This window comes from Collinsella stercoris DSM 13279, from assembly GCF_020735465.1.
GTDB classification, from domain to species: domain Bacteria; phylum Actinomycetota; class Coriobacteriia; order Coriobacteriales; family Coriobacteriaceae; genus Collinsella; species Collinsella stercoris.
In genome coordinates, this window is record NZ_CP085935.1 from 1,682,537 (window position 1) to 1,704,322 (window position 21,786).

General features: G+C 62.9%; 16 protein-coding genes. 2 read left to right on the forward strand and 14 right to left on the reverse strand.

Annotation, left to right across the window (positions count from 1 at the left end; genetic code table 11):
- Positions 1 to 843 precede the first annotated feature (843 nt).
- From LK434_RS07235 to LK434_RS07265, 7 genes are all read right to left on the reverse strand, one after another.
- Entirely contained in the window at positions 844 to 1,371 is a 528-nt protein-coding gene (locus LK434_RS07235) for an Asp23/Gls24 family envelope stress response protein (protein ID WP_040360475.1), read from the reverse strand.
- A 54-nt stretch (positions 1,372 to 1,425) separates the two neighbouring features.
- Positions 1,426 to 1,887: a DUF2273 domain-containing protein gene (locus LK434_RS07240; RefSeq protein WP_006719616.1), complete on the reverse strand. Its 462-nt coding sequence runs from the start codon at positions 1,885 to 1,887 to the stop codon at positions 1,426 to 1,428.
- Complete coding sequence (locus LK434_RS07245) at positions 1,877 to 2,422, reverse strand: Asp23/Gls24 family envelope stress response protein (protein ID WP_040360474.1); 546 nt, start codon at positions 2,420 to 2,422, stop codon at positions 1,877 to 1,879. Before LK434_RS07245 ends, LK434_RS07240 begins: the two co-directional genes overlap by 11 nt.
- Before the next feature lie 680 nt (positions 2,423 to 3,102).
- Positions 3,103 to 3,909 (reverse strand): YebC/PmpR family DNA-binding transcriptional regulator, encoded by an 807-nt coding sequence (locus tag LK434_RS07250; RefSeq protein WP_006719613.1) that lies wholly within the window; start codon positions 3,907 to 3,909, stop codon positions 3,103 to 3,105.
- Positions 3,910 to 4,364: 455 nt separating this feature from the next.
- A complete protein-coding gene (lgt, locus tag LK434_RS07255; RefSeq protein WP_006719612.1) occupies positions 4,365 to 5,195 on the reverse strand; it encodes a prolipoprotein diacylglyceryl transferase in 831 nt (276 codons plus the stop codon).
- 106 nt (positions 5,196 to 5,301) lie between these two features.
- The gene (locus LK434_RS07260; protein WP_006719611.1) at positions 5,302 to 5,583 is read right to left on the reverse strand and encodes a NifU family protein; all 282 of its coding nucleotides are present in this window, start codon (positions 5,581 to 5,583) and stop codon (positions 5,302 to 5,304) included.
- A gap of 275 nt (positions 5,584 to 5,858) precedes the next feature.
- Positions 5,859 to 7,391: a S1C family serine protease gene (locus LK434_RS07265; RefSeq protein ID WP_227917688.1), complete on the reverse strand. Its 1,533-nt coding sequence runs from the start codon at positions 7,389 to 7,391 to the stop codon at positions 5,859 to 5,861.
- Positions 7,392 to 7,694: 303 nt separating this feature from the next.
- Here LK434_RS07265 and LK434_RS07270 point away from each other — a divergent pair, with 303 nt between their 5' ends.
- Positions 7,695 to 8,069 (forward strand): hypothetical protein, encoded by a 375-nt coding sequence (locus tag LK434_RS07270; protein WP_006719606.1) that lies wholly within the window; start codon positions 7,695 to 7,697, stop codon positions 8,067 to 8,069.
- 114 nt (positions 8,070 to 8,183) lie between these two features.
- Here the strand turns inward: LK434_RS07270 and LK434_RS07275 are convergent, their stop codons facing one another.
- The 5 genes from LK434_RS07275 to htpG form a co-directional block, all read right to left on the reverse strand.
- A complete protein-coding gene (locus LK434_RS07275; RefSeq protein ID WP_006719605.1) occupies positions 8,184 to 8,846 on the reverse strand; it encodes a winged helix-turn-helix transcriptional regulator in 663 nt (220 codons plus the stop codon).
- A 100-nt stretch (positions 8,847 to 8,946) separates the two neighbouring features.
- The gene (locus LK434_RS07280) at positions 8,947 to 10,284 is read right to left on the reverse strand and encodes a glutamine synthetase family protein (RefSeq protein ID WP_227917689.1); all 1,338 of its coding nucleotides are present in this window, start codon (positions 10,282 to 10,284) and stop codon (positions 8,947 to 8,949) included.
- A 322-nt stretch (positions 10,285 to 10,606) separates the two neighbouring features.
- On the reverse strand, positions 10,607 to 12,817 hold the full coding sequence (locus tag LK434_RS07285; protein ID WP_006719601.1) for a YhgE/Pip domain-containing protein: 2,211 nt from the start codon (positions 12,815 to 12,817) through the stop codon (positions 10,607 to 10,609).
- Positions 12,818 to 15,385 carry a YhgE/Pip domain-containing protein gene (locus tag LK434_RS07290; RefSeq protein WP_006719600.1) on the reverse strand — a complete coding sequence of 856 codons (2,568 nt, stop codon included), beginning with the start codon at positions 15,383 to 15,385 and terminating at the stop codon, positions 12,818 to 12,820.
- 220 nt (positions 15,386 to 15,605) lie between these two features.
- Positions 15,606 to 17,630 carry a molecular chaperone HtpG gene (gene htpG / locus LK434_RS07295; protein ID WP_006719598.1) on the reverse strand — a complete coding sequence of 675 codons (2,025 nt, stop codon included), beginning with the start codon at positions 17,628 to 17,630 and terminating at the stop codon, positions 15,606 to 15,608.
- A gap of 977 nt (positions 17,631 to 18,607) precedes the next feature.
- On the opposite strand from htpG, the gene LK434_RS07300 reads away from it, so the two are divergent.
- Entirely contained in the window at positions 18,608 to 19,693 is a 1,086-nt protein-coding gene (locus LK434_RS07300) for a hypothetical protein (RefSeq protein ID WP_148334410.1), read from the forward strand.
- A 129-nt stretch (positions 19,694 to 19,822) separates the two neighbouring features.
- Here LK434_RS07300 and LK434_RS07305 read toward each other — a convergent pair whose 3' ends face one another.
- Positions 19,823 to 20,764, reverse strand: a complete 942-nt coding sequence (locus LK434_RS07305) for a transketolase family protein (protein WP_006719594.1) — start codon at positions 20,762 to 20,764, stop codon at positions 19,823 to 19,825.
- A gap of 3 nt (positions 20,765 to 20,767) precedes the next feature.
- A complete protein-coding gene (locus LK434_RS07310) occupies positions 20,768 to 21,610 on the reverse strand; it encodes a transketolase (RefSeq protein ID WP_006719593.1) in 843 nt (280 codons plus the stop codon).
- Positions 21,611 to 21,786 lie beyond the last annotated feature (176 nt).

Sequence of the window (21,786 nt, forward strand, 5' to 3'; positions counted from 1 at the left end):
TCCTGATCTGCCCGACCCAGGCGGACGCCACGGCCGTACCGTCTATCCCATCGAGCGCCGACCTGAGCTGCCCGACCCCCAGCGAACGCCACGGTCGTACCTTCCTCCGAAGAGCGCCGGCCTGACCTGACCGGCCCCGACAAACACCGCAACTGTGCCGTCCACCCCCGGTGGGCACCAGTCTGAGCCGCCCGGCCCTCGGGAAGCACCGCGACCGCGCCGTCTGTCTCCGACGAGCTCCGGCCTGAGCCGCCCGGCCTCCGACGGGTACCACCACCGCGCTATCTGCCCCGGGCAAACACCGCGACCGCGCTGTCTGTCCGCGGCGGGTGCCTCACGTCCCTCCGATGCATAGCGTAGGATGCGCGGAAAACGTCCTGATTCCCCCTTTTCGAACCCCCGCCGAGACTTCCCTGCCCGAAATCACGCGATTATGTAACGAAAAACGGAACGCCTCGAGTAGACTGCCAATTCCAGCGTCAAAACCCCAGTTGGCGAGAGACCGAAATCCCTGTCTACTTGACCCGACCTAAAATTCGTTACATAAACGCGCGATTTCTGACATCCGGGCATGGCTGCGGCCCCGGGGAACGACCTTACGCCGCTTTTCGCGACGCGATACGGGAAACGGCCCTACACCGCTTTTCGCGATGCGGTAATGACATGCGAGGACCCAGGGCGGAAATCGCGCAAAAAAGAATCACGCCCCACCGTCGACAGCCCGGCTTGCCTTCCATTTCTTAAATATCGAACAATGGGAGGCGGTCCAAACTTGCGGCGGTGGGGCGTAAGCCACGCGACGGTGCGGTTTTCCAAACCGCACCGTCCCCACATCGAAAAACGCTACTCGTCGTCCTCGGCATGACGGCGCTTGCTCGCCTCGTACTCCTCGCGCGTCACCACATCCTCGATGCGCAAGTTGATGCCCGCGACCTCAAGACCGGTCATGGCGGTCAGTCGCTCGGTCACGCGCTCCTTGACGTCCTCAAAAATGGCAGGGGCGTAGCACCCGTACTCGATGATCACAGAGATGTTGACCACTACGCGGTTGTCATCGGTGACCTCGATGGTCACGCCCTTAGACAGGTTCTCGGCGCCGAACGTCTCCTGCACCAGGTGCATGAGGTTGCCCTTCATGCCCAGCACGTGCGGAACCTCGCGGGTCGCCATGGCAACGATCTTTTCGATCACGCCGTTGGAATACGTGAGCGAGTCTTCCGAATCGTCGTCCTCCTCGGACTCGGCAAGCTCCTGCGCCACCTCCGCGTCCTCGCGCTCGTCGACAGCTTGGGATGCGGTCACGTCAACGACGTCGGCAGCTTCCTCGACCTCGATGTTCTCGTCCACCAAAAGCTCCTTGGTATCGGCCATGATGTTCTCCTTATCCCGATTGTCCCGATTCAAAACTCAACCGCACGCGAGCGCCTATTTGCGCCCGTCGATAAAACGTCGAATGAAATCGACCGCCGCGTTATCGCCGTCGACCATCTGCCCAATCACCGTGCCCACGAACACGAACACGGCGATCACCAGGGTGTCCCACAGGCCGATCACCAAAATGAGCACAGCCAGCACAAAGCCAATGATGCCGTAGAGCGTGGCATGGGGATGCGCGTCGGCGTACGCCCAGGCGGCGTGTCCCATGTTCTCAAAAAACCCGATGGTCGTGCGTTGGAACCCACGTGCCGGGCCGTTGCCCGCCCCAGACGCGCCTTCACCCGTCTGCGAAGCGTCCGCCTTCGCGTGATCACGCGACGAGGCAGCATCGCCGGCAGTGAACGCGCCGTCCGCGGCGTCGCCGTCAACGCAGGGCCCCCCTTTCACCGCAGACTCAAGTTGCTCGACTATCGCCTTGGGCGCCTTAGGCGCAAGATTCTTATCGCTCACCGGCGGCCTCCTTTGTTATGGTCTCGGTTGTACTGGGAAGAAAACGCACCCGCACGCGAGCTCCGGAAACTCCGAGCATGTCGTCGCAAGCAGTCTGCACGCGATGCTCGACGCGATGCGCGACGCTCTCGATATCGCAGCGGGCGAGCAGAATTGCCTCGATCGAGATATCCGCACGCGCCTTGTCGCGGCCCGCGATGCGCACGCGCACGTCCTCGACCATGACGTCGCGCTCAGAGGCGGCCGTGCGGGCAATTGACACCAGGGCGTCGGTCGTCACCTCGATATCCGCGTCACCGTCCAAGCGCAAGCACGTGGGCTCAGGGCGATCGACGAACAGGAAGATCAAGACGGCGAGCATATTGAGCGCGACAATCGTCAGGCAGGCCGCCATGGTAATACGGCCCGAGCCCGATGCGACCAGGGCGGAAATCCGCTCGGTATAGGGGCCGAACAGTGAACCCACGCACGCACCGACCACCATGCAGGCGGCAACGAGGTAGATCACCAAGCCTATCCTGCGCATTCGGCGCATAGCCCCTCCTCTCTTGGTGCTGAACGGTTGCGACGGCAACCTGGGCGAACGCGACGGCATCGTCATGAGGGCGCCGGCGCCCAACGTGGATGCGATGACATCGGCAGCCATTTGTTTCTTGTACCCCGAAGCGCGAAAAAGCACCGCGGCGCGTCCCATGATTATACGGCGAACGAAGTCGCCCGCATTATGCTGCAAGCAAACCTGACCACAGCCATTGCCGCTGTGGAGACGAATGGCAAAGCCAGCCCGCACAACAAGCTGGTCGTGAAGCGGCTGCCTGTACAGGCGAAGATGAGCGAAAAGAACCTATGTCCGCACCCTACGAGCATCCACACAAGATTGATGGGGTCATCGGGATTGGCGGAAAGCCGGAATTAATTGAGAACCAGGATTGATGAAATCGGGGTTGATCAAGAATCCAGATTGACGAGCGCCCAGAATTGATGGGGAAACCAGCATTGCTAGGCCACTGAGACTGATGGAAGAAAACAAAGATGGACGAAAAGCATCCGAATTGATGAGGACAAGACTTGATGAGGGGGACCGGGGATTGGCAGGACGCCGGGGTTGGCGGGGCGCCGGTGCGACATACCAAAACCGGGTCCGCAACCTGTACGAACCCGGTTCAAGCGCTCCTATGCGAGCAAAGAGGCTGTCGAACGACCCAGAAGGGGAGCTTACTCCTCCTCGAGGGCGGCGATGACCTCGTCGGTCATGTCCATGGTGGAGTAGACGTCCTGGACGTCGTCAAGCTCCTCGAGGCGGTCAATGAGGCGCTGGACCTTCTTAGCGTCCACGCCGGAAACGGCCGTCGGGGTGGTGGGAACCATGGTGAGCTCGGCGCCCTTGACCTCGATGCCCTGAGCCTCGATGCCCTTGGAAACGGCCATGAGCTCGTTGGCGGCGGTCCACACGACCCACTCGTCGCCAGCGTCCTCGTAGTCGTCGCCGCCGGCCTCGGCCACGGCCATCATGAACTCTTCCTCATCGCCGGCAGCGCCGTTGGCCATGAGGTTCTCCTTCTTGTCGTTGGGGTCGACGATCTGCTTGGCGACGACGACCTGACCCTTGCGCTCGAACTGGAAGGCAACGGATCCGGTGGTGCCCAGGTTGCCGCCCGCGTGGGAGAACGCGGAGCGAACGTCGGCGGCGGTGCGGTTGCGGTTGTCGGTCAGGCACTCGACGTACACGGCGACGCCCGCGGGACCGTAGCCCTCGTAGACGATGTTCTCGTACACGGCGGCGTCGGCGCCAGCACCGAAGGCCTTGTCGATGGCGGACTTGATCTTGTCCTTGGGCATGGACTGGGCCTTGGCCTTGGCCACGGCGGCGGCCAGGGAGGCGTTGTTGTCCGGGTTGGGGTCGTTGCCCAGGCGGGCCGCGACGGTGATGTTACGGCTCAGCTTGGAGAACAGGGCGGAACGCTTTGCGTCCTGCGCACCCTTGCGGTGCTTGGTTGTTGCCCATTTAGAGTGTCCGGACATGTGATGCTCCTTCTATTTCCCTGCCCCCTGCACGCAAGCGCGCCGCCCGCGCATCGAGAGCCCATGTAAACACACGTTCAGCATGATATACCGATTGCAACCGGCGCGAAAGGGGTTTGACGAGGCTTCACATACCGTTTTGCCGTGCGCAACGCCGGATATTGCTGAGCGGCAGTGATTGACGGGTGCGGCGACGGGCTTTCAGAGCGACCGCGAGCGGCGGACGAGCGCTGGGTCTTGCAACACATCCAAAATCGGAAAGCAGGTGCAGGTACTGGAGAGCGGCAGCGCCTGTCGAGCACACACCAGATCTTGAAAAGTGACCGCGAGCGGCGGGAACGGATCGCCCCTCGGAGCGTAACGGCAACCGGCGGACATATCATAGCCCTCAGAGCGCCACCACATCAGACGAGCGAACCACGGCCTTCGGGGCGCGGCCATAACTTACGGACGCGCTACGGCCAATCCACGTGCTGCGGACGCTTGAAATGAAGCGCGCAGGCCAGCAGCACCATGCCCGCGACGATGAGCGGGACGCTCAGCAACTGCCCCATGGTGAGCCAGCCGCCCGCTAGGTATCCAAGCTGCGCGTCGGGCAGGCGCACGAACTCGATCAGAAAGCGGACGATGCCGTAACCCAGCACGAACGTCCCCAAGATGCTACCCTGCGGCGGCGTTTTTTTGCGACGGCTCAACAGGTAGAGCAGGGCAAACAGCACTATGCCCTCAAGGAACGCCTCGTACAGCTGGCTCGGATGACGCGCGATATCGCCCGCGGCGCCACCGAACACCACACCCCAGGGCAGGTCCGTGGGCTTACCCCACAGCTCCCCGTTCACAAAGTTCGCGCAACGGCCCAGGCACAGGGCCAGCGGCACGCCCACAAACGCCGCGTCGGCGATGGTCCAGGGGGAAAGACGCAGCGCACGGCAGGCGATGAGGCCGCCGATCAGGCCGCCCACGAGCCCCCCGTGGAAGCTCATGCCGCTAATGCCCTGCCCGTCCTTGCCAAAGATGATCTCCAACGGGTGCTCAAAATAGTATCCATTGCTGTAAAACAGCACGTAGGACAACCGGCCGCCGATGAGCAAGCCGAACACCACGGACACGACCAGCGTCATGGTGTCGTCGATCGAGATCTCGGTCCCCCAGCGCTTGAGGGTGCGATACATCACCACACCCGCCAGCAGCGCGCCCACCATATAGGCGAGGCCATACCAGTACACGGTGAAGGGCCCCGCGGAAAACGCGACGGGATCGATGCTGTGGTAGAGGTCGTTAAGCATGGGCACGGCCCTTCAAAAACGGTCGCGCCGAGACCGAAGGCTCGACGCGCGCACATCTATACCAAAAGGGCCCCGCCGGGCATGCGCCCCGGGACCCTACGCAATCCTAAAACGGAGCGTACTCGTCATACAGTTCGTTTGCGGCATCCGCGCCGCCGCCAACCTGCTCGACGCGCGTCACACCGGGCACGTGCTCCTTGAGAATGCGCTCGATGCCCATGGAGAGCGTCAGAGAGCTCATGGGGCATCCGGCACAGGCGCCCTGCAGCTCAAGCTGCACCACGCCCTCGTCGGTCACGCCCACATAGGCCATGTCGCCGCCGTCGGCCTGCAGGTTCGGTCGAATCTGCTCGAGGACCTCGAGCAGCAGCTGCTCGTTCACCGCCATGTTCGATCCCTTCGTTCAGCGCTGCCGCCCAGATGAGCCGCAGCGCACGCATTGCCTTGTTCGCGAGCATCATACCCGCATGTGGAGACACTATACCACGCGTCCGCTGCGGCCACCTCATCCAGAGCGGCGCCAAACCGCGCGCGCCCGGACGTGCTCGCCCGGGCGTGGAAAGACGAAGCGATGAATCGCGAGCGGAAGACCAGGGCGGCACCCCGGCCTTCCGTCACCGCTATCGGCACAACGCTGTCGGCGCCGGGCCCTCGCTCAGCCCGTTAGAACCCGCCGCGGCCCAGATACTCCTGGAGATAGCGCAGGAACTCCTCCTCGGTCATGCCGTTGCCGGAGCCGTTGCCGTCGGAGGTGTCCTCCTGCTCGGCCTGCAAAGCCTCATCGGACCCGAGCTCGACCTCGATCTCCTTCTCATCCTTGCCGCGCATCACGGTGAGCGTGACCTTATCCCCCACCTCATGCTCGCGCAGGGCGATGATCAGGCCGTCGGCGGAGGAGATGTCCTCGCCGTCGACCGCCGTCACGATGTCGCCGGCCTCAACGCCCGCCTCGGCAGCGGGGCCGCCCGCGGTCACCTCGGCCACATAGGCGCCGCTGTCGACCGCCAGGTCGTTCTGACGGGCAATGTAGGCGTTCACGCTCATGAGCGACGCGCCCAGGTACGGGTGAACGGGCGTCTCGCCGGCGATGATCTGGTTGGCGATGTTGATGGCGTAGTTGACGGGGATCGCAAAGCCGACGCCCGAGCTCGAGCCGGAGTAGGACTCAATCACGGAGTTGATGCCGATGAGCTCGCCCTCGGCATTCACCAACGCGCCGCCGGAATTGCCGGGGTTGATGGCGGCGTCGGTCTGGATCATGTTCGCGTAAATGGAGGTGCCGCTCGTGCTCTGCAGCGCGGTCGAGCGGTACAGCGCGGAGACGATGCCCGTGGAGACGGACTGCTCGTTGCCAAAGGGGCTGCCGATGGCCATGACCCACTCGCCAACGGCGATACCGTCGGAATCGCCGATCTCGATGGGCGTGAGCGTAGCGTCCTTGGCATCCTTGAGCCGAATGACCGCGAGGTCGCTCGACTCGTCCGTGCCCACGATCTCCGCCTCGTAGCTGTTGCCGTCATCGGTGCGGACCACCAGCGCCGTCGCGCCCTCGATCACGTGATAGTTGGTGAGGATGTTGCCGTCGGCGTCCAAGATCACGCCGCTGCCCACGCCGCCGGAGTCCTCGGTTTCGCCCTGCGCGGTGATGGACACCACTGAGGGCAGGCTCTTGGCGGCAACGGCCTCGGAGAGCGTGGTGTCCTCGGGGTCGATCTCGATGGCCTGCGCAGAGCCGTTACCCGTGGCCTCCACGTTCGTGTCGGTGATGCGGAAGGCGCCGGACATGACGAGGGCGATGACGAGCACCGAGCCCACCACCAAGCCCGCGAACGACGCGAGGAAGATGGGGAGCTTCTTGCTCTTGGTCTTGACCACGGTGCGCGTCTCGGTGTGCACGCCGGACGTCGCCGGACCGCCAGAGGAGGCGGCGTCGGTGTGCTGCGGCGCTCCGAACGCCGTGGTATTCATGCTCGGGCCGGAGCTGGCGCTCGCCGGGATATGCTGCGTATGGCCGGCGTGCGTCTGACCGGCCTGGTCTGCAGCCGCGTGCTCGGCGTGCTGCGGAATCTGCGTGGTTGGCTCGCTGCCCGCCGGCGGAACCGGCGTTGGCTCAACCTCAAGACGGGGGGCGGAGACGGGACGCTGCTCGTCGCTCGACATGCCCTCAGGCCGCTGAGGGGTCTTTTCGTCACTCATAGTCGGATCCTTTCAACGTTTTCGTCCCCAACGTTGTACCCCAAATGAACGGGGCGACCCGCCACGCCCTAAGAGCTTAATCAAGTTGTAAGTAGCCGTCTCAGATTGGGGGCGAGCGCTATTTTGAAGCGCGAACACGGGACTGCGGACATTCTCTTGCGCCTACATCACCTCAGAATGGCGCCTGTCCCCGATCTGAGGCGGCGTATCCGGCCGTCCACCCGTCCGCCGAATCGCAGGGGGGGGGCGGCCCTCGCCATGGTAGGCTTGAGCTGCACGTAAGGCACGAGATCGGAGACCACCATGATGCGCAAGGTATGTGGAATTGTCTTTTTGGCCGCCCTGGTGCTTCTGATTCTCGCCCACAACATTCCGGGAATCGACAGCCCGTTTGCCCTGATCGCCGTCGCCATCGTTGCAGACGTCTCCCTCATTGCAGGAGTCCCGCTTTTTGACAGGGTCTCGCTGGGCATGGGCGCCTTCGTCCTCGCCGGCGCGCTCTCGATGATCGTCGCGGACGTTGTTCCCCATGTTGTTATCATGGCCGTCCAGCTCGCATGGCTCGCATATTGGTACACCAAGGTGCACAAGGCAAAAGAGACGGAGAACACGCGTTACGGCCTGGCGATGCTCGCCGTGGCAAACGTGACGTGTTTTGCATCGCTCCTCGTGCCGTAACGACTCATGTGCTCGGGCGCCTCAGATCAGGGACGGGCACTTTTCTGAAGTGTGAACACACACCTCAAAAAAGGGACTGTCCCTAATTTGAGGCGCCCGACCTAGGGCCGGACGCTACTCCTTGAAAAGGTAGCCCACGCCGCGGACGGTGGAGATGTGGCCGGCGATCTGCGGGCCCACCTTGCTGCGGATGCGGCGGATGTGCACGTCGACGGTGCGCGTGCCGCCGCAATACTCGAAGCCCCACACGCGGTGCAGCAGCACCTCGCGGCTGTACGCGCGGTTGGGATGCGTGGCCAAAAAGCTCAGCAGCGAGTACTCCATAAGCGTGAGGTCGACGGGCTCGCCGTCCAAAGACACCTGGTATGTGGCCAGATTGATCGTGAGGTTATCCACGGTGAGAACCTCGTCCACCGCCGCCGTCTCGGTGTCGCCCAGCAGCAGACGCGCACGCACCTCAAGCTCGGCGTCGCTCGCCCCGGAGCAGATAAAATCCGAGCGAACCTGCGCAGGCAGGTGCAGATCGCCCAGGTTCTCCTCATCCACCACGAGCAACATGGGGGCTCCCCCGCGCTGCTCGAGCCACTTGGCCATGGCGTCGACGCGGTCGGGGCGCACGCCGTCGCCGTCAAGCACCAGGAGGTCGAAATCGTGAGCCGCGGCGGGCGAATCCGGGGTTGCGATGTGCACCTCGGCACCCAAAGACTCGGCGAGCGAGCGGACAAAATCATGCAGGCGCGTTGTGCGCGCCATGAACAGCACGGATTTCTCAGACATATTCACACCTCCGACAGCGTCATCATAACAAATGAGACGGTAGGACAAGCCCGTGAGCAGGCGTGGTATTCAAAAATGGACCACGCCCGCATGTCAGTGCCTACGAATTTGCAAGATAATGGTCAATTTCCCATTCGGTGACCGTCGAGTTGAAGCGATTCCACTCATCGCGCTTCTTCTTGAGGAAGAACGCGTGGATGTGCTCGCCCAGCGCATCCTTCATGAACTCGGAGCTCTCGAACACATCGAGCGCCTCGTCGAGATTGCGCGGCAGGGGCTCGATACCGCGGGCGCGCAGCTCATGTTGGGGCAGGCTCAGCAACTCGGAGGTGGCCTCCTCAGGCAACTCCAGGCCGCGCTTAATGCCGTCCAAGCCCGCGGCGAGCGTCACCGTGTTGACCAGGTACGGATTGGCCATCGGGTCGGGGCTGCGAAGCTCAATGCGGGCCGCAATCTGCTTGCCCGGCTTGTAGATGGGCACGCGGATCATAGCGGAGCGGTTGCGCATGCCCCACGTTGCATACCGCGGGCCGTTACCCACGCCGGCGGAGAGGCGCTTGTAGGAATTCACCGTGGGGTTGGTGATGGCGCTGATTTCGGAGGCATGCGCCAAGATGCCGGCCATGTAGCTCTTGGCAATGGGCGACAGGTGGTTCTTGGCGTCGTCACCCCAAAAGACGTTGTTGCCTTCACGATCGAACAAGGACTGGTGAAGCAACATTGCCGAAGACGAGCCCTTGGCGATGGGCTTGGGCATGAAAGAGGCGTGGATGCCCGACTCGTAGGCGCAGGTGCGAATGACGTGCTTGGCCGTCATGATGGCGTCGGACATGGTGAGTGCCTCGGCGTGACGCATGGAAATGCCGTGCTGCGAGCGGCCGGAGCTGTGGAAGGTGTACTCCACCGGGATGCTCATCTTCTCGAGCATGAGCACCGTGGAACGGCGCAGGTCGCGCGCGGAATCCGATGGCGTGAGGTCAAAGTAGCCAACCTTGTCCATGGGCTCGGGCGTATGCTCGTCGGGGAAATAGTAGAACTCGAGCTCGGCGCCCACATTCATGATGTAGCCAAGCTTCTCCGCACGATAGAACATGCGGCGCAGGCACTCGCGCGAATCGCCAGCGAACAGCTGGCGGTCGGGCGTGCAGACATCGCAGAAGATGCGCGCGGCACCGTCGTGCTTGGGGCGCCAGGGCAGGATCTGGAACGTGGAGGCATCCGGGAAGGCCAGCATGTCCGCCTCGTCGGGAGAGGTGAAGCCCTCAATGGCGGAACCGTCGAAGCCAATGCCCTCTTCAAACGCGACCTCGAGGTCCTCAGGGCTGATGGCGAAGCTCTTGAGCCTGCCGAGCACATCGGTGAACCACAGGCGGATGAAGCGGATGTCGCGCTCCTCAACGGTGCGCAGGACGAAATCGATGTTCTGCTGCTGGTCCATATGCGAGCCCTTTCACATGCGATGATGCCAGATTGTCTCCATGTTCGCATAGTTATGTTTCGTCCGAGTTTCCGGCGCCCCCCCGCATAAAAGCACCTTGGAAATGAGGGCATAGGCAGAAGGTGCAATGCCGCGAATCGGGCGATTTTGTAACGAAGATCGGGACACCCCGAGTAGACGGTCGGTTTGGGCATCAAAACCCCAGTTGGCGATAGCCCAAAATACCTGTCTACTCGGCCCCTCTGGAAACTCGTTACAAAAACGCCCGATTCGCGGCAATCAGCAGCTGAGACCACGCCGCCGTGCGCTCGACCGTCGGCTCCTACATGAGCTTGGTCTCCTCGAGCTTCTCGGACACCCAGGCGTTCGCACGGATCACCGGGCGGCGGAGCACTAGGCCCAGCGCAAGCGACGGCAGCAGATAGCTCGCCAAAATGCCCAGCTCGGTCCAGAACTCCATGCCGTAGGCGCCCGCCATGGCGGCGTGCATGGCGTTGATGGCGTGCGTGAACGGCAGGAACGGGTACGCGCCCTGGAAGAAGTCAGCGGTCATCTCGATGGGGAACGTGCCGCCCGAGCCCGCGACCTGCATGACCAGCAGCACCACCGCAATCGCCTTACCCACGTCGCCAAAGCTCACCGTGAGCGTGTAGATGATGTTGCTGAACACGAATCCGGCAACCCATCCCACCAGCATGAACTGGAACGGATGCGCGCACTGGATTCCAAAGAACAACAGGTCGCCCGCGCACACGAGCGTCGCCTGCGCAAACGCCAGCAGGGCGAAGAACGCGTAGCGCCCCAGGTACAGCTCGTGCAGGCGGATGGGTGCCAACTCGCGGGCGGTCGCCTCGTCCACCTGCGCCTTGAGCATGGCGGCGAGCACGATGCCGCCCACCCACAGAGACAGCGTGGTGTAGAACGGCGCCATGGCGCTGCCGTAGTTCTCGATGTGGTACACCGGATTGCGGTCCAGGACCACCGGAGCGGCGAGCGAGCCCGCCAGCGCCTCGGGGTCCGAGCCGATCAGGTCGCGCACGCGGTCGAGGTCGCCGCTGTTCACGGCATCGTTCAGGTCGCTCTTGAGCTGCGTGAGCTCGTCTGCCGAGGAGGAGAGCCCCGCGGCCGCGTCCACCAGCGACTGGTGCGCCGCATCCATGTTCTTGGAGAGCGACCCCGCCGCGCTGGACAGGTCGTCCACCGTGGCCGTCAGGTTGTCCGCGATCGCGCCGCTGCTCTCCGCAATGCCCGAGAATGTATCCGTCAGCTGGGAGAGCTGCGTCTTGAGCGTCTCATCATAGGTGCCCTGCACCTGGGACAGGTCGTTTTTGGCCTGCGCGATCAGGTCCTTGGCGTCCTGGAGCTGCTTGTTCGCCTCGGCCATGTGGGTCGTGAGCGTGGTGGCGGCGTCGGTGAGGTTCTTCGCCAACAGCTCCTGCTGGTTGGCGACGTTGCCCACGCTGTTCTGCGCGATGTCGATCTTTTGCACCAGCTCGTCCTTGATGGCGCTGGGCAGCTGCGAGGACTCGACCTCATCCTCAAGAGCGCGGATCTGCTCCTGCAGGGCGCGCGTCTTCGCCGCGTCCTGCGACACGGCAGCCGCGACGCTGTTGAGCTGCGCCACCGTGGTGTCCACATGGTCGCCCACGGTGTTGAAGGCGCCCTCGATGGCCTGGCCCGCCGCATCGTAGTTGCCGGCGCTGTCCTTGAGCGCGCCGTTCACGGCCTCGACCGCGCTGTCGAGCGCGCCCTTCATGCTCGACAGGCCCTGCTTGGCGTCGGCCACCAAGTCGCCCTCGCCGGCGCTGGTCGCACCCGCCTGGGACAGCAGGTCGCTCGTCTGCTGCAGCACGCCCGTGGAGGAGCCGATCACGTTGGCGAACGAGGTCACCGAGTCGCTCGCGTCGCGCAGGCTCGTCGCGCCCGAATCCAGCGTGCCGTCCAGATTCGAGACGAAGGCCGCCACCTGATCGCTGTTCATAAAGTCCAGCAGGCTCGAGGCGGTCACCAAACCGGCGTCGCCGATGGTCTCGGTAAAGGTCTCGTCGATCTGCTGGCGCACGGTGCCCGCCGCCTTGTCGGTCACGCGCGGGGCGATGGCGCTCGCCTTCTGGTTCTCGTAATACAAGATCTGCGCGTGCTTCACGTCGTTGGAAAAGAGCGTCATCATGTCGGCGGAAAAGCTCTTGGGAATCACCACCGCGGCGTAGTACTCGCCGGACTTGACGCCCTCGAGCGCGTCGTCCTCGTTCACGAACTCCCAACCGATCTGGTCGTTCGCGCGCAGGGACGACACCACCGACTCGCCCATGTTCACCTGTATGGGGATGAGGTCGCTCTTGTAGCCGGCGTCGGAGTTGGCCACCGCCACCTTGAGGTTGCCGGTGTTGCCGTACGGGTCCCAGCTGCCGGCAATATTGAACCATGCGTAAAGCACCGGCACGATGACCAGGCCAACGGCGACGATGAGCGCGATCACGCTCCTGCGCACATGCTGCAGGTCGCGCTTGAACAGCTTGATGATGTTCCTCATCTACTCCTCGCCCCCTTTCTGGCGCGTCGTGGGAAAGGCGCGCTCGATCTGGCTGTGCAGCTCCTCGTCCGAAAGCGCCGTCATGCGGGCCTGGACGTTCAGGCTCTCGCGCATGTACTCGACCACGATCATGTAGGCGTCCGCCGCGATGATCGCCACGATCCACAGCACGAGCATCACGAGCTTGCCGTCGATGTCGAGGTCGAGCGTGGCGGTGAGGATGAACAGCAGCACCGGCAGGCCGAACACCAGCCCGAACCCGACCTTGATCAAGCGCGGGTAGCGGCGCTCGAACCGCGCGCCGCGCTCCAGGATGTCGCGACGGAAGGCCTGGGTGTCGAGCATCGCGCGGATGGTCGCACGCATGTTGAGGCGCTCGCGCGGCATGTCGTCCTTTTCGCAGATCATGACGTCGGTGCCGGACAGCTCGTGGTCGAACAGCAGGTTGAGGTTGAGCAGCAGCGGGCGCAGCCACACGCCCAGCACCAGGGCCAGGCCCAGAAAGATCGCCAGCACGCCCAGGTTGGCCAGGTAGTCCATGCCGTACATGCCGCCGATGGTCTCGCGCATGGCGTTGATGCCGTAGGTGAACGGCAGCAGCGGGTGCAGCCCCTGGAAGAACGCGGGCATCATCTCGATGGGGTACATGCCCGAGGAGCCCGGGATCTGCACGATGACCAGGATGACGCCGATGGCCTTGCCGATGTGCTTGAACGTGAGGGCCAGCGCGTAAATGATGTTCACGTACACGAACGAGATGAACATGCCCGCGAGCACGAACAGGACCGGCTGCTCGCATTGGATACCAAGCGCCAGGTCGCCCAAGCACACGATGAGCGCCTGCACCAGGCCGAGCAGCACCAGCAGCATCCAGCGGCCAAAGTAGCCCTCGATGGCCGTGATGTGTCCGATGCCCTCGCGGTCCACTTCGAGCATGATGATGGCGATGAGCACGAAGCCGCCCACCCACAGGGCGAGGTTGGTGTAGAACGGGGTGACGCCCGAGCCGTAGTTGACCACGGGATACACCGCCTTGGTGGTGAGCTGGGCCGGGGACGTCATGAACTCCGCCACCTCGTCCGCATCCATGTTGAGGACGTCGGCGAGGTCCTGCATGGACTCGGAGCTGCGCAGCGCGGCCACGTCGGTCGCCGCGGTGTCGAGCATGCCCTCGATGTCCGCGAGGACCTTGTCCGTGGCGTCGAGCGCCGTCGTGGTCTGATCGAGCATGCCGTTCAGCTGGGCGAGGATGCCCACGGACTGCGCGATGGTAGGCTGCACGCCCGCCACGACGCCCGTGAGGTCGCTCGACACGTTCGAGAACGCGTCGAGGCCCGTCGAGATCTGCGGCAGGACCGTGGCGCTCATCTGCGCCTGCACGCCGTTGATGCCGTCGACGCTGCCCTGGACCGCAGTGTTGACCGCGCCCACCGCGCCCTCGACGGCGTTCATGTCCTGGCCCACGGCGTCGCTTTGCGCCTGGAGGCCGTCTTTGAGCCCCTGCATCGTTGCGTTTTGCTCCTGCAGCCCCGCGATGAGGCTGTCGAGCTTGCCGGTGATGTGACCGGACTCGTTGAGCTCTACGAGCAGCTCGATGACCTTGGTGTTTGTATCGATGATGGACTGGAGGTTCGAAAGGGAGATATCCGCCTTGAGCTTGGCCTCCGCCACCACGCCCGACACCGTGCCCACCGCGGCGTTCGCCTTGGCCGAAGCCGCGCCGAGCTGCGTTGCACCGCCGGTCAGCGCCGTGGAGAGGGCCGTGGAGAAGTCGCGGGCCGCGGCGCGCGTGGTGCCCATGAGGCTGTCCGCCTGCCCGAGCGCGGTGGTGAGCGCGGGCACCTGCCCGCTCAGCTGCGTCAGCGTGCCCTGCGCGGTGCCCACGGCTTTCTTGGTCGCGGCGATCGTCTCGTCCATGCCTCCCAGCGATTCGCGCACCTCGGCTACGGCGTCCTTGGACGAGCGGATGTGCGCAAGCAGGCCCGACTGCGTCGTGGCCGCCTGGGCATCCAAATCGACGCCGAGCTCCTTGGCCTGCGTGACGAGCGTCTTACTCACCGTCGAGACGAACGTCTCGTTGATCTGCTCCTCGATGGTCTCCGCGCCCGTGTCGGTCACCTTGGGTGCGATGGCGTTCTTTTTCTCGTTGACGTAGTAGCTGATCTTGGGCTGCTCAAAGTCACCCGTGAGCATGCTGGTGAGCTTTTCGCTAAAGTCGCGCGGGATCACGATGGCCGCGTAGTAATCGCCGCGGCGCACGCCCTCCTCCGCCTCGTCGGCGTCCGTGAAGACCCAGCCCAAGTCATGGTTCTTCTTGAGCTCGTCCATTGTCTGCTCACCGGCGTTCAGCTCGCCCACGAGCTCGTTGCTGGTGCCCTCGTCCTCGTTGGCCACCGCGATCTTAACGCCCGCGGTGCTTCCATACGGGTCCCAGCTGGCCGCGATGTTGTACCACGCGTACAGCGACGGGATGATGCACATGCCGATGGTGATGACCATCGCAACCGGGTTTCTCAGCAATCGCAGCACATCGCGCTTGAAGATCTGGAAGGATTTCTTCACGTCCATCTCACCCTTTGACCTTGCGTTTTCCTCTTATGGGGCAGAACTATACTATGTTCGTAAGTAAAACAACACGTGTAACGTTAACTATCGATAGTTTCCGCAAAAAGAGGGGTCGATAGAGGCGAATCAGACAAAAACCGGGACACCCCTTGGGGGCGCCCCGGTCAAACACGCAGGTTCTATACGCGATCGCGCGCTCACAGGCGCGATTGCGCAGCTCGTGCTACATGAGCTCGCACACGCTCTGGGCGAAGGCCACGGGGTCGGCGGGCAGAATGCCCTCCACCAACAGAGCCTGATCGTAAAGCAGCCCGGCGTAAAGCTCGATCTTGCTCGTGTCGCCCGCCTCCTGCGCGGCGACGAGCTTGTCGAACACCGGGTGCTTGGCGTTGAGCTCGAGCACGCGCTGCGTCTTGGGCATGGTGCCGGCGTCGGCCTCGGGACCGCGCGCCAGGACCTTCTCCATCTCGAGCGACAGCGGGCCCTCGGTGGTGATGCACGCTGGGGCGTCGGTCAGGTGCGCGGACACCGCGACCTTTTCGACCTTGTCGCCCAGCGCGTCCTTCATGGCGCCGAACAGGTCCTCGTGCTCTTTGGAGGCCTCCTCGGCGTCCTTCTTCTCATCCTCGGTGGCAAGGTCCAAATCGCCGGTCGCCACATTCTTGAGCTCCAAGAAGCGGTCCTCGGTCTCCGGCTCGGCGCCGTCGGCCACAGCCTTGGCGGCAGCCTCACGGGCGGCATCGTCCTCGTAGAGCTTGGGCATGTTCTTCGCAGTGTACCCGCGCATGGCCTGGAAGGTGAACTCGTCGACGTCGGTCGTGAGCAGCAGCACGTCGTAGCCGCGGTCGAGCACGCTCTTGACCACGGGCATCTTGGACAGGCGCGTGCGGTCGTCGCCGGCGGCGTAGTAGATGGCCTTCTGGCCCTCGGGCATGGCGGCGGCGTACTCGGCGAGCGTGACCATCTTGTTCTCGCGGGCGCTCCAGAACAGCAGCAGGTCGGCGAGCTCGTCGGCCTTCATGCCGTAGCTCGAGTAGATGCCAAACTTGAGGCCGCGGCCAAAGTTCTCAAAGAACGTCTCGTAGGCCTCGCGGTCCTCGTCGCGCATCTTTTCGAGCTCGCTCGTCACGCGCTTCTCAACGCGCTTGGCAATGGCCTTGAGCTGGCGGTTCTGCTGGAGCGTCTCGCGCGAGATGTTCAGCGAGATGTCCTGCGAATCCACCACGCCGCGCACGAAGTTGTAGTAGTCGGGCAGCAGGTCGGCGCACTTGTCCATGATCAGGACGTTGGAGCTGTAGAGCGCAAGGCCCTTCTCGTAGTCCTTGCTGTACAAGTCGAACGGCGCGCGCGAGGGGATGAACAGCAGGGCGTCGTACTCGAGGGTGCCCTCAGCGTGGAAGCTCACCTTGCGCGCAGGGTCCTCAAAGTCGTGGAACGTGGACTTGTAGAACTCGTTGTAGTCCTCGTCCGACACGTCGGAGCTGCGCTTTTTCCAAATGGGCGTCATGGAGTTGACGGTCTCGAGCTCCTGGTAGTCCTCGTACTCGGGGGTGTAATCCTCGCCAGCGTCATCGGGCTTGTCCTTCTCGCGGCTCTTGGTAACCATCATCTGGACGGGATAGCGCACGTAGTTGCTATAACGCTTGATGAGGTCCTTGAGACCCCACTCGGACAGGTAGGTGTCGTAGCTCTCGCCGGGCTCGCCGTTCTCGCCGGGGATGTTCTCGCGGATGGTGAGGATGACGTCGGTGCCGTGGCAGGCGCGCTCGCCCTCCTCGATGGTGTAGCCCTCAAGGCCGTCGGACTCCCACACGTGCGCGGCGTCCTCGCCAAAGGCGCGGCTGACCACGCGCACCTTCGAGGCGACCATGAACGCGGAGTAAAAGCCCACGCCGAACTGGCCGATGATGTCGACGTCGTTGCCCTGGTGGTCGGCGTTTTCCTGCTTGAACTCCTGGCTGCCGGAGTGGGCGATGGTGCCCAGGTTCTTCTCGAGGTCCTCGGCCGTCATGCCAATGCCGTTATCGGAGACGGTGAGCGTGCGGGCGTCCTTGTCGAACGAGACGCGAATCGCCAGGTCGCCCTGGTCGACCTGGATGCTGGAGTCGGACAGGCTCTTGAAGTTGAGCTTGTCCACGGCATCGGACGCGTTGGAGATCAGCTCGCGAAGGAAGATCTCCTTGTTGGTGTAGATGGAGTTGATCATCAGGTCGAGCAGCTTTTTGCTCTCCGTCTTGAACTGGCGCATGCGCGCTCCCTTCCATACATATAGCGAGGATCGCTTGGCGGTGCCCCAACGCAATGCCCTGCGACCCATCCCACGAGCCGCGCATTGCGAACCTCGAGCCGCGAGCCGCTAACCGCAAGTTGCGAACTGCGGGCTGCGACCACGAACCCCTGTCCACACGTTGCGAACTTCGTTCGGACCACAAGCTTCAATCCGTGGACCGCGAGAAAGCCGCGCTCGTACCCTCGCTTTTACTGAACGGGAACTATAGTACCCACTCTCGCGCTCATAAAACCTTAGTCTATAAGACTTAGATATATGCTCCACATTGCATCTTCGCTCCAAGGAAGTCTTTGAGGCGCTCGAACACGTCCACGCTTTGCTTTCAATCACGCCTGGGCCCCATTCGAACATGCTCACGACTTACTTTCGATCACGCCTATGCCCTGCTCGAACACACCCTTGCTCCGCTTTCAACCACACCTGCGCTCTGTTATAAAACCGGCGCGCAGGCGCGTGCACGCCGCAGAACGCCCTCGCACCGCTCCAAGTCACTCCCTTCGTGCGTATCGGAGCTACGCGCACGCGCCGCAAAACGGCCCCGCCCCGCAAAATGGCCACGCACCCCAAAACGGCCCCGCATCCCATTCAAGCCCTTCCTCACAACCCGCCTCATCCAGCAATTCAAGCGGGGAAAACCTCTTGCAACTGCATACTGCCGCTCTACGTAATTACAAACTTTCGGTATTGGGAAGCTCTTGTGGATTTCCTTGAGTAGAGACCGATTTTCTTCAACGTTTGCCCAGATAAATTCATCCTCGTGAGTCCCTCTACTCTGCTAAACCCCAAAGAGCTTCCCAATACCGGAAGTTTCTATTTAAAGACGGCTCGCGAGGCACAAATGGGTAGGAGGAACGTTAAAACAAGCGACCATCAATCGCTTCTTTTACCGCCATAAGTATGCGCCAACCAGCGCAAGCACGGAATCGGAGGTGCCTGTGGATTATCCAATTTGCGCTCAGTCCGCTTTCAATTACTACCGCGTGCCGCCTCAAATTCTTATGCTCTATCCGCCGATTCCGCAGCCCAACAGCAGGTTTTACCACGGAAATATCGCCGAATGCGAATGTGTCATTGATCTTCTTGGCACACCTGTGCACCGCTTGTCACCCATAGACTCAAGCCGCGCGAAAACCAATTTATACGTCACGCATGTCTGCACCCAAGAACTTCCATTTGGTTCCATCCGGGAGACGGACCATAGCTTTAGCGTCACATCCCCTGCGCTCACCCTGCTTACCATGGCACCGAGTTTGTCGCGCACGCAGCTGCTCATGGCGATGTACGAATTATGCGGCGAGTTTGCCGTGTTTCGTCCATCCGACCGTGCGGAAAGAATCCTGCAGGAGGCCTATCGACAAGGCATGATTCCCCTGGGAGCCGGATGGGTCCGCGTAAAAGACACCCGTGGACGCAAAACAAGTTTATGGCGCAGGGATCCGCTTGTCGAAAAGCATGAGCTTGAGCAATTTGCCCAGAACATCAACGGATTCGACGGGGCTAAGAAATTCCGCTGGGCGCTTGAGCGCATGACCGGAATATGTGCCTCCCCATTCGAAGTGCAGGCATCGATGTTGCTGGGACTTGGCCGCCGCGTGGGCGGCGAAGGCCTTCCCATCAAAAACAATCACCGACTTGCCCTCACCAAACTGGCGCGCAACCTGTACCGCTATGAGCACTGTTACGCTGACATTTTTATCGAGGGCACGGAGGTGCACCCCGCCATCGACATCGAATGCCAGGGAAGCTCGGTGCATGACAGCGAGGCGGCAAGCATCTCGGACTCCGATCGAGCGGCGGCGCTCGAATCGCTGGGAATCCAGGTCCTCCCGTTGACATACCGCCAATTCGTTGACGAGGAGAGCTATGAGGCGGTGCGAGCCCTCCTAGGGAAAAAGCTGAACCGCCCGCTTAAAGCAAAAACTCCCGCGCAAAAACGTGCCGAGCAAAAGCTACGGGCCGAACTGTTCATCAACTGGGAAACGCTCGCACAGCCCATCGCATGCTCAAAGACCCCGCGATAGAAATCGCCCCCGGTTCTTGAGCCCTTATTTTTAGGCTCAAAAAACGGGGGCGACCCGAATGGACGAAAAGCCGTACGCGCGCCGTAGGGCACCCGGACAGGCCCTTCGACGCACCGAAGCGATGCACCTTTACGCGAGCACCTCGCGCACGGCGGAGGCGATGCCCTCGGCGTTCAGGCCGTACTTGTCGAGCAGGTCGAGCGCCGGGCCGGACTCGCCGTAGACGTCCTGCACGCCCACGCGCTTCACGCGGACCGGGGCGTGCTCGCACAGAGCCGCGCACACGGCCTCGCCCAGGCCGCCGATCACGGAATGCTCCTCGACGGTTACCACGCGGCCGGTCTTGGCGGCGGAGGCGAACAGGGTCTCGGTGTCGAGCGGCTTGATGGTGTGCATGTTGATGACCTCGGCGGAGATGCCCTCGGCCTCGAGCGCCTCGGCGGCCTCGAGCGCGGCGCTCACCATAAGGCCGCAGGCGACGATGCTCACGTCCGTGCCCTCTCGCATCACGATGGCGCGGCCGAGCTCGAACTCATACGTCTCGGGGTCGTTGATCACCGGCGCGGCCAAGCGACCAAAGCGCAGGTAGAAGGGTCCATCGGTCGCATAGGCGCAGCGCGTGGCGGCACGGGCCTCCACGTCGTCGGCGGGAACGACCACGGTCATGCCGGGCACCGCGCGCATGAGGGCGATGTCCTCGTTGCACTGGTGCGTGGCGCCGTCCTCGCCCACGGAGATACCGGCGTGCGTGGCGCCGATCTTGACGTTGAGGTGCGGGTAGCCGATGGAGTTGCGGATCTGCTCGAACGCACGACCGGCGGCGAACATGGCGAAGGTGCTCGCGAACGCGACGCGACCGGTGGTGGCAACGCCCGCCGCGAGGCCCATCATGTTGCACTCGGCGATGCCGGCGTCAAAGAAGCGGTCGGGGTAAGCGGCCTTGAACTTGCCCGTCTGGGTGGCGGCGGCCAGGTCGGCATCGAACACCACGAAGTCATCGTGCTCGGCGCCCAGCTCGACCAACGTCTCGCCGTAGCTCACGCGGGTGGCGATCTTCTTCACGTCTGCCATCTCTTACGCCTCCTTTGCGAGCTCGGCCGCGCGGGCCTCAAACTCGGCCATGGCCTGCTCGAACTGCTCGTCATTGGGGGCCTTGCCATGCCAGCCCACCTGACCCTCCATGAAGGAGACGCCCTTGCCCTTGACCGTCTCGGCGACGATGCACACGGGTTTGCCGCTCACCTCGCGAGCAGCCTCGAACGCGGCGCGAACCTGCGCCATGTCGTTGCCGTCGGCGAGCTCGATCACATGGAAGCCAAAGGCCTCGAACTTGTTGGTGATGGGCATCGCGGAGTTGACCTCCTCGATGGTGCCGTCGATCTGCAGGCCGTTGTGGTCCACGATGAGCACGAGGTTGTCGAGGTGGTGGTTGCCGGCGAACATCGCGGCCTCCCACACCTGGCCCTCCTCGATCTCGCCGTCGCCGAGCAGGCAGAACGTGCGGTACGAGTCGCCCCAGTGCTTGGCGGCGAGCGCCATGCCCACCGCGGCGGAGATGCCCTGGCCGAGCGAGCCGGTGGACATGTCGACGCCCGGGGTGTCGTTCATGTTGGGATGGCCCTGCAGGTGGCTGCCGATGTGACGCAGCGTGGGCAAGTCGTCCACGGGGAAGAACCCACGATGGGCCAGCACGGCATAGAGGGCTGGCGCGCAGTGTCCCTTGGAGAGCACGAAGCGGTCGCGGTCCGCACGGCGCGGGTCGGCCGGATCGATGTCCATCTCCTCAAAGTACAGGTACGTGATGATGTCGGCGGCGCCGAGCGACCCGCCCGGGTGACCGGCCTTGGCGGAATGCGTCCCGACCACGACCCCCTTCCGAACCTCATTGGCAATCTGAATGAGTTCCTCATCGCTCATGAACAATGCCTCCTTGCATGTGAGCGGTGGCGCGTTATCAGGGTAATCATACCGGCAGTGCGCAAAATTGGGTCGAAAGCAAACGGTAAATTCAAAACCTTAGAAGCCTAAATTACCGTATCTACCTGCGGTAAAACGCTTGACCAACACCCGTTTGGGAACACCTCAAATTAGGG

Bases quoted from the DNA above. Each gene is read 5' to 3' on its own strand.
- LK434_RS07280 (WP_227917689.1), bottom strand. From the start codon at position 10,284: ATGGACCAGCAGCAGAACATCGATTTCGTCCTGCGCACCGTTGAGGAG.
- LK434_RS07235 (WP_040360475.1), bottom strand. From the start codon at position 1,371: ATGGCCGATACCAAGGAGCTTTTGGTGGACGAGAACATCGAGGTCGAG.
- LK434_RS07275 (WP_006719605.1), bottom strand. From the start codon at position 8,846: ATGTCTGAGAAATCCGTGCTGTTCATGGCGCGCACAACGCGCCTGCAT.
- LK434_RS07310 (WP_006719593.1), bottom strand. From the start codon at position 21,610: ATGAGCGATGAGGAACTCATTCAGATTGCCAATGAGGTTCGGAAGGGG.
- LK434_RS07285 (WP_006719601.1), bottom strand. From the start codon at position 12,817: ATGAGGAACATCATCAAGCTGTTCAAGCGCGACCTGCAGCATGTGCGC.
- LK434_RS07290 (WP_006719600.1), bottom strand. From the start codon at position 15,385: ATGGACGTGAAGAAATCCTTCCAGATCTTCAAGCGCGATGTGCTGCGA.
- LK434_RS07265 (WP_227917688.1), bottom strand. From the start codon at position 7,391: ATGAGTGACGAAAAGACCCCTCAGCGGCCTGAGGGCATGTCGAGCGAC.
- htpG (WP_006719598.1), bottom strand. From the start codon at position 17,630: ATGCGCCAGTTCAAGACGGAGAGCAAAAAGCTGCTCGACCTGATGATC.
- LK434_RS07245 (WP_040360474.1), bottom strand. From the start codon at position 2,422: ATGCGCCGAATGCGCAGGATAGGCTTGGTGATCTACCTCGTTGCCGCC.
- LK434_RS07270 (WP_006719606.1), top strand. From the start codon at position 7,695: ATGATGCGCAAGGTATGTGGAATTGTCTTTTTGGCCGCCCTGGTGCTT.
- LK434_RS07260 (WP_006719611.1), bottom strand. From the start codon at position 5,583: ATGGCGGTGAACGAGCAGCTGCTGCTCGAGGTCCTCGAGCAGATTCGA.
- LK434_RS07250 (WP_006719613.1), bottom strand. From the start codon at position 3,909: ATGTCCGGACACTCTAAATGGGCAACAACCAAGCACCGCAAGGGTGCG.
- lgt (WP_006719612.1), bottom strand. From the start codon at position 5,195: ATGCTTAACGACCTCTACCACAGCATCGATCCCGTCGCGTTTTCCGCG.
- LK434_RS07305 (WP_006719594.1), bottom strand. From the start codon at position 20,764: ATGGCAGACGTGAAGAAGATCGCCACCCGCGTGAGCTACGGCGAGACG.